This window comes from Halonotius terrestris (assembly GCF_006861665.1).
Lineage (GTDB): Archaea > Halobacteriota > Halobacteria > Halobacteriales > Haloferacaceae > Halonotius > Halonotius terrestris.
In genome coordinates this window covers 495052-507252 of record NZ_RKLU01000002.1, presented here as the reverse complement: position 1 = coordinate 507252, position 12201 = coordinate 495052, and the positions used below count along the sequence as shown (strand labels likewise).

The window sequence follows — 12201 nt, the reverse complement described above, 5'->3', positions numbered from 1 at the left end:
TTAGAAATCATACTCGTCGAACTCGTCGATGGTGGTGTCGGCGTAGTTCACCAGCCAGTCGCGGGCCGCCGAGTCCGGCCGGATGTAGATGTAGATGTAGGCGTCGTCAAGGACGGTGAACACGCCGAGTTGGGTGTCCTCGATGACGCGTTTGTTGGTGTCGATCGCCACGTCGACGAGCCCTTCGAGGTCGTCGACGAGGACGGTCTGTTCGTACTCCCGCTCGGAGGGGAACTCGCCGGTCGTGATCCACTCGGAGAAGCGTTGGCGCGCGCTCGTGATTTCGAGGAGTTCCTCCTCCTCGTCGGTCAACTCGGTGTAGCCAGTGTACCGGAGGCCGACAACTGACATGAGGAGCATGACGACGACGCCGAACAGCACGATCGAGCCGTAGGCGACGATCGGCGAGGGCTCGGCCAGTACTTCGACGGTCTCGAAGGAGCGGTGGACCTCGTCGACCGTGTTGGTTTCGGCGACGCGGTACGTCGACGGCGAGACGACCATGATCAGCTCGCTGCGGTACGTCTCATCGAGGGTCTCACCCTCGGCGGTGCCCGACACGTCCGACAGCGAAACGACGCGGACATCGACGATCCCGTCGCTCGAATCGAGCTGTTGCTCGACGGTCGCAATCGTGGTCAGCACCGACCGGATATCGACCGTGAACTGGACAGTATGGGCTTCTCCCGGCTCGATGGTGTCGCTGCCGCTGGCCAGCGGTTCGGAGACCTCCCAAAACGTCTCGGTGAGGTTGCCGTCCTCCAACTCGCCGCCGCGGATCAAGAGGAACGTCTCGGTTTCAACGTCGACAGTGCCACTGTCGGCACTGTACTGGTAGCGATACGTCCCATCCAACTCATCGGAGATGTTGGTGTAGTAGATCGGCCGATTCGCCACGGTTTCACCGGCCGGGAACGGGATCGACTCCTGTTCGACGTACGCGCTGTGTCGGAAACTGGTCGACTCCGACCACTGCTCGGAGAGCCGCTGTTCCTCCTCGATATCCGGGACGAGATTGACCTGATAGGCCCACCACCCCGACAGCAGGGCGGCGATAGCGAGGGCGATCAGGATGACGACGAACCAGTCGTTGAGAAACGATCGAAACGTGAGTGAGCGGTCGATCTCAGCCATCTACTCACCCCTGTGGCCGGTCCCTACGCCGCGGCGGCATCGTTGATCCCAGCGATCGAGTACCACCGGCTGACGGCTGGACGGCGGAGTGGTAGATCGCTGGAAGCAGTCCATGTTATATTGATCCGACGCGATTGTCATAAGTGCGGTGAAAACGGGTATTCCCCGTGTTAGTGTGGCCCTAATCGCCCCGAATGTTCTGCAGCTTCGTTCCAATTAGCCCTTTTAACTCCGGATGTCGGCCACTGAAGTGTTGGTCAGTGCATTTCTCCGAGTATATTTTGAGTTTTTCAGATTCTCCTCTCTCAAAATAAACATGAAATATGTAAAATGTTCATGTTTATTGTACCCCTCTTGCGTTGCCATGAGTGATGACGCAGCGACCGGCGATCCGGCGACGAATCTCGGACCCGGCTGCGTCGCTATCGCTCCGTCAACACAGGTGATACTATGACAGACACATACGTTGGTTCAATCGATCAAGGGACCACAGGAACTCGCTTCATGGTCTTCGACCATGATGGTGGCGTCGTATCGCAAGCCTATGAGAAACACGAACAGATCTATCCGGAGCCGGGTTGGGTCGAACACGACCCCATGGAAATCTGGGAGAACACGAAACTCGTCATCAACGAGGCCCTCGACAAAGAGGGTATTGACCCAGAACAGCTCGAAGCGCTCGGTGTTACCAACCAGCGCGAAACCACCATCGTGTGGGACAAAGAGACCGGCAAACCAGTACACAACGCCCTCGTCTGGCAGGACCGTCGGACGACGGACCGCGTCGAAGAAATTCAGGACATGGGCAAGGTCGAGGAGATCCGCGACAAAACGGGTCTCGAATGTGACGCCTACTTCTCGGCGACCAAAACCGAGTGGATCCTCGACAACGCGGATCCGATCAAACTTCAGCGATCCCGACCGCAGGACGTCCGGGACCGCGCTGAAGAAGGCGAACTCCTGATGGGCACCATCGACACGTGGGTCATCTACAACCTCACCGGTAACCACATCACCGACGTGTCCAACGCCTCCCGAACGATGCTCTACAACATCAAGGATCTCGAATGGGACGACGAACTCCTTGATCTGTTCAACGTGCCGAAATCGATGGTGCCGGAAGTGCGTCCGTCCTCGGACGACGACACCTACGGTAGCACGGATCCGGACGGCTTCCTCGGCGCCGAAGTGCCTGTNGCGGGCGNGCTCGGTGACCAGCAGGCNGCNCTGTTCGGNCAGACNTGCTTCGACGCNGGNGANGCGAAGAACACCTACGGGACNGGNTCGTTCNTGCTCATGAACACCGGTAACGAAGCCGTTCCGTCCGAGCACGGCCTGCTCACGACGATCGGCTTCCAGAAATCCGGTGGCGACGTCCAGTACGCTCTCGAAGGTGCCATCTTCATTACTGGCGCAGCAATCGAGTGGCTCGAAGATATGACGCTCATCGAGGACGCTGCCGAGTCCGAAGAACTCGCCCGCAGCATCGACTCGACTGACGGCGTCTACGTCGTGCCCGCCTTCACTGGCCTCGGTGCACCCCACTGGGACCAGCGCGCTCGCGGGACGATCGTCGGCATGACGCGTGGTACGCGACGCGAACACATCGTTCGCGCAACGCTCGAATCCATCGCCTACCAGACCAAAGACGTCGCCGAGGCAATGGTCGAAGACGCAGACATCGACCTCTCGAGCCTCCGCGTCGACGGTGGTGCAGTCAAGAACAACTTCCTCTGTCAGCTCCAGGCCAACATCATCGGTACGGAAATCGTCCGCCCGGTCGTCGACGAGACGACCGCGCTCGGTTCCGCCTACGCCGCCGGCCTCGCCGTCGGCTACTGGGACACGGTTGACGAACTCCGCGACAACTGGCAAGTCGATCGACGCTTCCCGATCGACGAGGACGCCGACATCGAAGTCAACTACGACCGCTGGAAAGACGCCGTCGAACGAGCCGAAGACTGGGCCCGCGACGACGACTAAGCCCGTCCCGAGCTCCGTTATTTTTTGCCGTGCGAAACCCTCATGCCGACAGCGTGCCGAGCGTCGCGTATGCGCTGGAAGCTGTTTGCTGATCTCGCCGAACGCGCCGGGGACGACGAGATCGAAGTCGCAGTCGGTGACAGCGAACCGACGGCCGCCGACGCCCTCGACGCGCTGCTGGCCGACTATCCCGAACTAGAGGACCGAGTGTTCACGGCCGACGGCGACCTCGAATCCCATCTCAATCTGCTGCGGAACGGCGAGAACGTCAGCGATACCGGACTCGCCACACCCGTCAGCGACGACGACGAACTCGCGCTGTTTCCACCAGTCAGCGGCGGGTGATCTGGTCTCGCTGGCTCGTCGCCAGCGACCGAGACACTAAACACCAGTAGCGTCCAACACCGCCCATGTACGCGGTCGTCGGCTGCAACAACTGCAGCATGCTGTGGCTCCTTACCGATCCCGACAGCGCGGACTCCGCTCAGTGCCCACGCTGTGAGCGGACTCACCAAACGAGAAAGCTGAAACGACTCTTCGAGTCCGACGACCGCGATGCTGCCAGAGAAGCCCGATCGGCGTTGTTGGCGAAGAAGCAGGGCGATTCCGAGACCTTCGCCGATGTCGCCCACGTCTCCGAACTCGAAGGGCAGGCCGAGGACGCCGGCATCGACGACCGTGAGTACTTGGAAGCATCCGGGATCGACGCTGATAGCGTCGCTGCAGCGGGCGAGACGACACGCGAGACAGCGGGGTCTCACGACGAGATCGTCCGCGAAGCCGTCCGCGAGGCCGGTGGGGACGACCGACCGACCGAAGACGAGATCATCGACTACGCCGCGGCGCGCGGCGTGCCGACCGAGAAGACGAGCACACTCCTTGAAAAGCTCTGCCGGGTTGGCGAGGCCTCCGAGAGTCGCGGTCGGTATCGGTTGTTGTAGACGACTACTGTCCTGCCAGCATCAACGCCCCAGCGATTCGTGCGCACTCGACAAGTGCCGCGATCCGAGCGCGGCGAGCAGCGAGAGTTCGCCGGCGAGTGACGCGACCGCGATTGCTTCCGCCAGCGCGTCGGCGTTGCTGCCGGCGGGGTCGCCACCGCCGCCGACGCCGAGAATGTCGAGAGCCTCGGATTGAGTCGGGAGCTTCGTCCCGCCGCCGACGGTGCCGACTTCGAGACTCGCCAGCGACACCGACATGTAGAGATCGCCGTCGTCGGTCTCCTCGGCGGTGGTAATGGCGTTCGCGCCCTCGACGACCTGTGCCTCGTCCTGTCCGGTCGCAAGGAACATCGCCGCCACCGGGTTGGCAACGTGGGCGTTGAATCCGAGCGCGCCCGCTTTCGCCGAGCCGAGCAGATTCTTTCGGGTGTTGATCTCGGCGATGGCTTCGGGCGTGGTATCGAGCGTCTCAACGACGATCTCGCTTGGGACGACGACATCGGCTGTCACCGAGCGGCCGCGACCCTCAACCGCGTTGATCGCCGCTGGCTTCTTGTCAGTACAGAGGTTCCCAGAGAGCGCGACCAGCGAGGCGGCCGTCTCGCTTTCGACGACCTCGCAGGCGGCCTTGGTGGCGATGGTGACCATATTCATCCCCATCGCGTCTTTCGTGTCGTAGCGGAAGCGGAGATAGACGTTGTTGCCGACGACGTANGGCGTCNCGTCCNGNAGCTCGCCGTGGTTCGTCGTCTCTTCGGCGGCCTCTCGCAGGGCGGTTTCGTTGTCCCGGACCCACTCGACGAGTGCTAGGGCCTCAACCACATCGGTGACGCTGAACACCGGCGCGCGCGTCATCCCAGCTTTCGTCACGCGGGCGGTCGCGCCACCGGCCTTGTTGATGACCGAGCAGCCGCGGTTGACGGAGGCCAACAGCGCGCCTTCGGTCGTCGCCAGCGGAAGGTAGCGTTCGTCGTCGAGAGCGGCCCCGTTGATATTCACGGGTCCGACAACGCCGAGCGGTACCTGTACGGTACCGATCATGTTCTCGATGTTTGGTTCGGCGACCTCCGCCGGGAAACCGTAGTCGCCGATCGCCTTGCAGTCGGCGTCGGCAGCGGTTTCGACGACCTGCCGGCGGACGGCGGCGGCGGTATCGGAATCGGTGTGGTCGGCCAGTTCGTGGAGGCGGAGGTCGCCGGCGTCGACGCGCTCGACGAGCTCGGCCACGCGGTCGGCGTCTGCGGTCATAGGGAGGCCTGCGGGCGGCGGTTGCTAAGGGTTGTCGGTTGTCGCTGTCAACGGTCGGCGATCAGCGCACGATCACTGTCGATGATCCACTGTCGACCGGAGAAAGGTGAGTTGGTGGCCGACGACCGTCTCGAAGTCCGCATCGAAGACGCTCATATGATCGGCCGGGAGTTCGATATATGTCGACTCCGGAATCCGGTCAGCGGCAGCCTCCGGTCCCTCGGCGGGGACGATTTGATCGTTACGGCCGCCGATGACGAGCGCGGGACAACGGATTTCCGCGGCGGTCGTGATCGGTCGATACCCCGGCAGCGCGAGGAAGATACGGGCCGGCAGCCGATTGACCCACTCCGAGTCACGATCGACCGCATCAAGGATCGCCCGTCTCGCGCCGGGCGCGGTGAGCACCGCGAACTCGCCGGGGTCGTCAACGAGTCGTACCTCGTGGCCCCGGCCGATCTTCGAGCCGACGGCGTCCCGCAGCCCCGCGAACGTCGATTTGAGGAACCGCGTGGGCTGTCGCAGCGAGCGGCGGAGTTCCTGCCGGCCGTCAACGAAGGGTGCCGTTGCGATCACGCCGGCGATGCGGAAGTCGTCGGCAGCGACTGAGAGAACGTGACCGCCCGAAAAGGAGTACCCCCAGAGGACGAGGCGGTTGCTATCGACAGCGTCGGTGTCAATCATCGCTTCGATTGCGGCCTCGTAGTCGCCGACCTGTTTCTGTGGGTCGGCGAGTTGCCGAGGCTCGCCCTCGCTGTCGCCGTGGTGCCGGAAGTCGAAAACGAAGGCGGCGAAGCCGGCGGCCGCAAACCGCTCGGCGACAGCGGGGAGGACGAAGGATCGCCACATGCCGAGCCCCGGAGCCATCACGACGACCGGCGGGGTGTCGAAGGCGGCAGGCAGGTACAGCGTCCCGACACAAGTCTCACCGTCGCTGTCGAACTCGACTCTGCGGGTCGAATACGCCTCCGGCGTTGGTCGCCGAAGCGACTGCTGGGCCCGTGCGTTCGGGCGACGACGGCCATGGGGGCGCGCTGAATCGCTCATGGGGACTCCGATCGCGGGATCGCTTCGTTGCTCATACATCGCATCTGTCGGCTGGGAACTAAACCGTTGACCCGAATCAAGGATCGAGTACTAATCTAAACGGTCGTTTGTACACGACCGTGAACTGCCAACTGAGGGCCGGTTAGTCACCGAATTTCGCCGTGTCTGACGCTGAACGGCGTTTCGGGGCTTTTATGCTGATTAGCGACGACCTAGTCCAATAGTACCCCCGCTATGAAAGCACGACTCCAGCGTGCGTTCGAAACCCTCGGGTGGGCCGGAACCGCCCTCCTGTTGGTCCTCGTCGGCCTCTATCAGGGGATCCAACAGCAGGTGCTCACCGTCGAGTTGCTCTGGCTCTCCCTCGAAGTCGTCTGGCTCGATGCCGTCTCGGCCAGCCTCGTCTTCACTGGCTTCCTTCTATTCACCGGACTACTGCTGATTCACGAGGTTTCGACGCCCGCGACCAACGTAACTGAGATCACCGATGGCCCAAAACTGACGGCCATCATTCCGGTGTACCGCGACGGTAACGTCCTTCACCGGAGCGTCGAGAGCCTGCGACAGTCGAGCTACGAGAACCTCGAGATCGTCATCGCCTGCGAACCCGACGACGAAGCGACGATTGCGACCGCCGAGTCCATGGCTGACGATATGGTGTCGGTGATGCGCAATGAGTATCCGGGCTCGAAAGCCGGCGCGATCCAAACGGTTGTCGAGCGATCCGCAAGCGACTCCTTCGCTGTCTTCGACGCCGACGAAGTCGTTGACGAGGCGTTCCTCGCCAGCGGCATGGGCGCGCTCCACATCGAGGGCCACGACGTGTTTCAGGGTCGCCGCATCCCCGAACCGAACGGACTCGTCGAGACGCTGGCCTACTGCGAGCGCGTCACGTTCCACGCCAGCTACAAACTGGTCGAACTCACCGGGTTTCGCAACTGCCGAAGCTCATCGACGGTCTTCACCCGGGAAGCCTACGAGACGGTCGGCGGCTACGACGATCTCCTGACCGAGGATCTCGCCTTCGCACACAAGTGCTACCGCCATGACCTCTCGGTTCGACAGGCCCGAAACTACACTAGCCTGATGGAGGCTCCGCACACGCTTGCTGACTTCTGGGGCCAGCGCAAACGATGGCGGATCGGACAGGTCGAAGTGCTGCACGCGACGCTCACGGGCCAGCTTACCGATGGCGTTCGACACCGCCGCTGGATCTCGATATCGCGGATGATCACGAGCATCGGCGGGAGCGTCTTCTTGCTGGTGTTGCTCTCGAAGCTGTTCGTGTTGGTGCTGTTGAACGCCACGCTGTACTACCTACTGCCGATCTTCGCCACTGCACTCATCGCTGCCGGTGTCGGGTGGGCCGACGCCAGGGCTGGCGACATCGACTCGGTCGTCACGATCGCGCTCGTCGCGCCGCTGGTCTACCCGGTTTTCGGCGTGTTGATGCTGAAGTCGATCCTTGAGTACGCCTTCAGCTGGGACGGCACGTGGTACCACGTCGAGAAGACGGGTGCCTGACCGCATCCACGCCACTTATTGAACTCGCCGGCCCACCTCAGATATGTCCCGGCTGCTGCGTGATCGACAGTCCCTGCCCGCTCGTGACGACCTGCCGTGGTGGCTGTCGCCGGTGCCGACCGCGCTGGAGAACCTCGGGTTGCGACTCGTCTGGCTCGTGGTTGCTATCAACCTCGCAGGTACGGCCTTCGGCTTTTGGTACTATCGGGCGCAGTTCGCCGCAACACCGACTGAAATGTGGCTGTTCGTCCCCGACAGCCCGATGGCGACGCTGTTCATCGCCGGCGCGTTCGCGCTGTGGGCATTGGGGCGGCAACACGACACGCTGACCGCGCTGGCGTTTTTCGGCAACATCAAACTCGGACTCTGGACGCCGTGGGTACTCGTTGTCTTCGCTGAGGAGTTCCTCGCGTTCACGTCGCTGCCGCTGTATGGATTTCTCCTCGTAAGCCATCTCGCCATGGTCGTCCAAGCGTTCGTCCTCCATCGGATCACCGACTTCCCGGTTCGGGCAGTCGGCCTCGCGGTGCTGTGGTACACGATCGATCTGACGGTCGACTACTTCATTCCGATTCTCGGCGAGCCACACCACACGACGATCCCGCTGGCCCGCGAGACGCCGATCGCACTGGAGGCGACGGCGTTTCAGCTGGCGGCGTGGGCAGCGGTCGTTCTGACGGTTCTGCCGCTGTTTTGGGCGTTGGCAACGCGGGTTCGGAAACTCGAAGCCCGTAGCGTCGAAAGCTGATCGGGAGCCAGCGACGAGAGGTTTTAGCCGTTGGCTCGCTATCCCTGTGTATGTCCACAGACGACGAGGTTCGCCTGTGTATCGTCGGTGCCGGCCTCGCCGCGGCCGGGGTCGCCGACGCGCTCCGCGAGGAGTCCGTCTCGGTGACGGTGCTCGAAAAGAGCCGTGGCGTCGGCGGACGGGCTGCTACCCGACGGCGCAACGGCTGTCGGTACGATCACGGCGCGAACTACATCAAGGACAGCGACGAGCGAACCCGCGAGTTGCTGCAGTCACTCGGCACCGAGGGGTTCGCCGATATCGACGCCCCGGTGTGGCCGTTCGATTCCGACGGCACTATCTCCGAGAGCGAACGACCAGAAGCCCACAAATGGACGTGGGCAGAGGGGATCACCCAACTCGCAAAACGGCTGTTCGGGCGGACCGATGCTGAGATTCGGAAGGACACACTCGTTGACGCACTCCGCCACAGCTCAACGGGCTGGACAGTCACTGATACAGACGGCTCGACGCACGGCCCGTTCGACGCCGTCGTGATGACGCCGCCGGCTCCGCAGACGGCCGACCTGCTCCGCGCTACCGAAATCCACGGTGCCGACAACGATCTCTCGGCAGCGATCGACGCTGTCGATCGGGTTCCCTACCGAACGATTCGGGCTGTCATGCTCCACTATCCGTTTGAGATCGACCGACCCTACTACGCCTTGGTCAACGACGACCGCGAGCACGACATCGGCTGGCTGGCGCGTGAATCCTGCAAGCCCGGTCACATCCCCGACGGCGAGGAACTGCTCGTCGTCCAGATGGCTCCCGACTGGTCGACAGCAACCTACGACAGTCCACTCGATGAGATCGTTGACGACGTAGCCGATATGGCCGCTCAACTGCTTGATGAGGACCGCCTACGCGACCCCGATTGGGTTGATGATCAGGGCTGGCGATACGCGCTACCGGATGCCGCTGTCGACAGCGAGGCCGTCGCGCCGCTGGAATCGTACGGGCTGTACGTCGCTGGCGACTGGGTCGTCGGCGAAGGTCGGGCACACGAAGCGCTCTGGAACGGTGTGGCTCTCGGAGAACGAATTGCGGGCGAACTATAGGAGGCGTCGTCAGCGCGTGACCGGGAAATCGAGGACATCGTCGAACTCCTCGCGGAGCTGTTCGGTTTCGACCGGTTTCGTCACGTAGCCGTCGGCTCCGGCTCGTGCTGCCTCGCGCATTTTCTCGTTTTGAGAAACGCTTGTGACCATCACGACAGTCGTCTCCGGCGAGATTTCCTTGATCTGCGCGAGCGCTTCGATGCCGTTCATCTCCGGCATCATGATATCCATTGTGACCACCTCCGGCCGCTTCTCCCTGAATACCTCGACGGCCTCCCGACCGTTTGCCGCAGTCCCGATCACGTCGAACCAGTTCTCTATCGTGTTGGTGACGATGTTCCGCTGAAACGACGAGTCGTCGACGACGATCGCCCGCTGGGTCATGGCAACTCATCAATGGGGCAATATAAAATCGTTTCTCCTCACTGGTGACTGTCATGAGCCGGGGATGCTACGAAGCCGTCCCTGCTCCCAGTGTGGCTTATTCCCGTGGACGAACTGTGAGCGTGCTATAGTCCAGCCGCCAGCCACGGAGGAACCGACCGAGTACCCAGAGGCCAGCAAGGAAGGAGACGAGATAGAGGTACTGTAGCTCCCACGCACTCTGAATAACGGCGTTCGTTACGGCTATAGTATCGGGTGAGTTGAGCACGCCGTGGGCACCGACTGCGTCGCCAATACCTACGTCCGCGACGGCGTCGCCGGTCAGAGTTAGTTCAAACCTCTCGCCTTCGGGTTCGACTTCGATCACGACCGGGTCAGTGTCGACAACAGTTCCCCAGACCGTGACTTCTTCGTTGAGAATACTGGTTGGATCGTCCGCAATCGCCTCGGTTCCCGGATAGCGACCATCGGCGGCGTTAGTGGTGAGTGTTCCATGCCACACTGACAGTCCGAACAGCAGCCCCAGTAGCAGCATGACTGCGAGTACTCGTCGCCAAGGCGTCATTGTCAGTCCAGAGTAGAACCAACGTCAAGGGAATTGCGGTCGCTCTGACTCCTGCTGTCGACAAGAAAGGTCCAGGGGGCGAGAATCGAACCGGAGCCAGACGTGCTCGCTAACGCTGCGCGCGACTGGCAGGGTTCGATCTCTTCAGACGGACTTGTAGCTCCTCGCGTAAGTGCTCGGAGCAAAAAGGTCCAGGGGCGAGAATCGAACCTCAGTCGCAGCGAAGCTGCTCCCTGCTTCGATTCTCTTTCGTTGAACCTTCTCCTCACAGCGTTCTATTCGCGGTGCTCCGTACGGAGCACACGCTCACAAGGTAACGTTCGGAGAAGGTCCAGGGGCGAGAATCGAACCCGCGTCTCAGCCTCCACAAGGCTAAGATAATATAAGCGAGTCGTCAGTTCAACCCCTTAAATGAACTACTGTATAGCGGTTTTCTTCGGTTGTCGTACTTGATACAAATGACTCCATTTAAATAAACCCACCGGTTTGACCAGTCAGGTTAACAGGAAAAATATGATCAGTGAAGGAAGGGGCAGATTGCGAAGGATACTCCCTAAATTCTACAGAATCAACCCATCCTGAATCCGTTTCCCTATTCTGAGTTTTTGGAGATCATGTCTATGTCTACTTTTTTTCGGCCTTCTTTGTCGGCTTTGCGTCCTGCGCGGAGGAGGAGTTGGAGTGCGTTTCTGAGGTCGCCGCTGTTGTCTGCGACTATTTCGCTGATTCGTTGTATGGTTTCGCTGGGTACGGTTCCGGGGCGGAATGCTTGGTCGACGCGGTCTTGGAGTATCTGAGTGATTTTGTCTGCGGTGTAGGGTTTGAATTGAAGTGTTTGGCAGTTGAGGCGGCTTCTGCTCCGTGGGTCGAGTTCGACGGTTTCGGGTTGTTGGTTGGATACCATGAGGAGTCCTACTTGGTTTTCTGAGTCGTTGTTCATCATTTCGAGGTCGTAGATGATTTCGTTGTGTTCGTCGAGTTGGTCAAATTCGTCGAGTGCGACTGCGACTCCTCGGTTCTTTTCGATCCATTCGCTGATTTTAGCGAGCAGTTCGTCGACAGGTTTGCCTTTCCGTGGTGCTGGGTACCCGAGCTGGATCAGGAGTTCTGTTAGTAGTGAGGAACGGGTGTTGTACTGCCAGCAGTTGATATACACAGTTTTGACCCTGGTCTGCTCCTCTAACTGGTTGAAGACATGTTTGACACAGGTTGTTTTTCCTACTCCGGCCGGGCCGTAGATCAACAGGTTCTCCGGTTTTCGACGCCGGTTAAGCGGCCGTACAGCATCGGCTATCCTGTTGATCTTAGAGTCTCTGCCTACCGGGTCGGTCGGTTGATGGCTAGTATCAAGATAGGTTTCGCTGCGTAAAACGCCTCTACCGTTGTTTTTTGATTCGAACAGTTTCAGTTCACCCCTCCTTGGTACAAATGATACACCGGTTGTTGAATCGGGTTCCCCACACCCTGTTTCACATGCCGGATAAGTATTCAAAGATTGACCAATCAAAGTTTTTCAAACGAAACCCG

At 60.8% G+C, this 12201-nt stretch carries 12 protein-coding genes; 6 read left to right on the top strand and 6 right to left on the bottom strand.

Annotated elements, in window-relative coordinates:
* On the bottom strand, nucleotides 1–1134 hold the full coding sequence (locus EGH24_RS06190; protein WP_142979281.1) for a DUF5305 family protein: 1134 nt from the start codon (nucleotides 1132–1134) through the stop codon (nucleotides 1–3).
* Nucleotides 1135–1584: 450 nt separating this feature from the next.
* Here EGH24_RS06190 and glpK point away from each other — a divergent pair, with 450 nt between their 5' ends.
* From glpK to EGH24_RS06175, 3 genes are all read left to right on the top strand, one after another.
* Nucleotides 1585–3117, top strand: a complete 1533-nt coding sequence (gene glpK / locus EGH24_RS06185) for a glycerol kinase GlpK (RefSeq protein WP_142979280.1) — start codon at nucleotides 1585–1587, stop codon at nucleotides 3115–3117.
* Between the two features lie 69 nt (nucleotides 3118–3186).
* Nucleotides 3187–3462 (top strand): ubiquitin-like small modifier protein 1, encoded by a 276-nt coding sequence (locus EGH24_RS06180; RefSeq protein ID WP_142979279.1) that lies wholly within the window; start codon nucleotides 3187–3189, stop codon nucleotides 3460–3462.
* 65 nt (nucleotides 3463–3527) lie between these two features.
* Nucleotides 3528–4058 (top strand): DUF5817 domain-containing protein, encoded by a 531-nt coding sequence (locus tag EGH24_RS06175; protein WP_142979278.1) that lies wholly within the window; start codon nucleotides 3528–3530, stop codon nucleotides 4056–4058.
* A 21-nt stretch (nucleotides 4059–4079) separates the two neighbouring features.
* Here EGH24_RS06175 and hmgA read toward each other — a convergent pair whose 3' ends face one another.
* Both hmgA and EGH24_RS06165 read right to left on the bottom strand, forming a co-directional pair.
* On the bottom strand, nucleotides 4080–5306 hold the full coding sequence (gene hmgA / locus EGH24_RS06170) for a hydroxymethylglutaryl-CoA reductase (NADPH) (protein ID WP_142979277.1): 1227 nt from the start codon (nucleotides 5304–5306) through the stop codon (nucleotides 4080–4082).
* A gap of 72 nt (nucleotides 5307–5378) precedes the next feature.
* The gene (locus EGH24_RS06165) at nucleotides 5379–6353 is read right to left on the bottom strand and encodes an alpha/beta hydrolase (protein WP_142979276.1); all 975 of its coding nucleotides are present in this window, start codon (nucleotides 6351–6353) and stop codon (nucleotides 5379–5381) included.
* Between the two features lie 234 nt (nucleotides 6354–6587).
* On the opposite strand from EGH24_RS06165, the gene EGH24_RS06160 reads away from it, so the two are divergent.
* The 3 genes from EGH24_RS06160 to EGH24_RS06150 are packed head-to-tail and all read left to right on the top strand — an operon-like array spanning nucleotide 6588 to nucleotide 9725.
* Nucleotides 6588–7877 carry a glycosyltransferase gene (locus EGH24_RS06160; protein WP_142979275.1) on the top strand — a complete coding sequence of 430 codons (1290 nt, stop codon included), beginning with the start codon at nucleotides 6588–6590 and terminating at the stop codon, nucleotides 7875–7877.
* A gap of 43 nt (nucleotides 7878–7920) precedes the next feature.
* On the top strand, nucleotides 7921–8625 hold the full coding sequence (locus EGH24_RS06155; protein ID WP_142979274.1) for a DUF1405 domain-containing protein: 705 nt from the start codon (nucleotides 7921–7923) through the stop codon (nucleotides 8623–8625).
* A 50-nt stretch (nucleotides 8626–8675) separates the two neighbouring features.
* Nucleotides 8676–9725: an NAD(P)/FAD-dependent oxidoreductase gene (locus tag EGH24_RS06150; RefSeq protein ID WP_142979273.1), complete on the top strand. Its 1050-nt coding sequence runs from the start codon at nucleotides 8676–8678 to the stop codon at nucleotides 9723–9725.
* A 9-nt stretch (nucleotides 9726–9734) separates the two neighbouring features.
* Here EGH24_RS06150 and EGH24_RS06145 read toward each other — a convergent pair whose 3' ends face one another.
* From EGH24_RS06145 to EGH24_RS06135, 3 genes are all read right to left on the bottom strand, one after another.
* Nucleotides 9735–10109, bottom strand: coding sequence for a response regulator (locus tag EGH24_RS06145; protein WP_142979272.1), 375 nt, complete (start codon nucleotides 10107–10109; stop codon nucleotides 9735–9737).
* Nucleotides 10110–10206: 97 nt separating this feature from the next.
* Nucleotides 10207–10644: a hypothetical protein gene (locus tag EGH24_RS06140; RefSeq protein ID WP_142979271.1), complete on the bottom strand. Its 438-nt coding sequence runs from the start codon at nucleotides 10642–10644 to the stop codon at nucleotides 10207–10209.
* A gap of 622 nt (nucleotides 10645–11266) precedes the next feature.
* Nucleotides 11267–12076, bottom strand: coding sequence for a Cdc6/Cdc18 family protein (locus EGH24_RS06135; protein WP_142979393.1), 810 nt, complete (start codon nucleotides 12074–12076; stop codon nucleotides 11267–11269).
* Nucleotides 12077–12201: the final 125 nt, after the last annotated feature.

Coding starts and splice junctions, on each gene's coding strand:
- EGH24_RS06175 (WP_142979278.1), top strand. CDS start 3,528: ATGTACGCGGTCGTCGGCTGCAACAACTGCAGCATGCTGTGGCTCCTT.
- EGH24_RS06165 (WP_142979276.1), bottom strand. CDS start 6,353: ATGAGCGATTCAGCGCGCCCCCATGGCCGTCGTCGCCCGAACGCACGG.
- EGH24_RS06145 (WP_142979272.1), bottom strand. CDS start 10,109: ATGACCCAGCGGGCGATCGTCGTCGACGACTCGTCGTTTCAGCGGAAC.
- EGH24_RS06155 (WP_142979274.1), top strand. CDS start 7,921: ATGTCCCGGCTGCTGCGTGATCGACAGTCCCTGCCCGCTCGTGACGAC.
- EGH24_RS06180 (WP_142979279.1), top strand. CDS start 3,187: ATGCGCTGGAAGCTGTTTGCTGATCTCGCCGAACGCGCCGGGGACGAC.
- EGH24_RS06190 (WP_142979281.1), bottom strand. CDS start 1,134: ATGGCTGAGATCGACCGCTCACTCACGTTTCGATCGTTTCTCAACGAC.
- EGH24_RS06140 (WP_142979271.1), bottom strand. CDS start 10,644: ATGCTGCTACTGGGGCTGCTGTTCGGACTGTCAGTGTGGCATGGAACA.
- EGH24_RS06150 (WP_142979273.1), top strand. CDS start 8,676: ATGTCCACAGACGACGAGGTTCGCCTGTGTATCGTCGGTGCCGGCCTC.
- EGH24_RS06160 (WP_142979275.1), top strand. CDS start 6,588: ATGAAAGCACGACTCCAGCGTGCGTTCGAAACCCTCGGGTGGGCCGGA.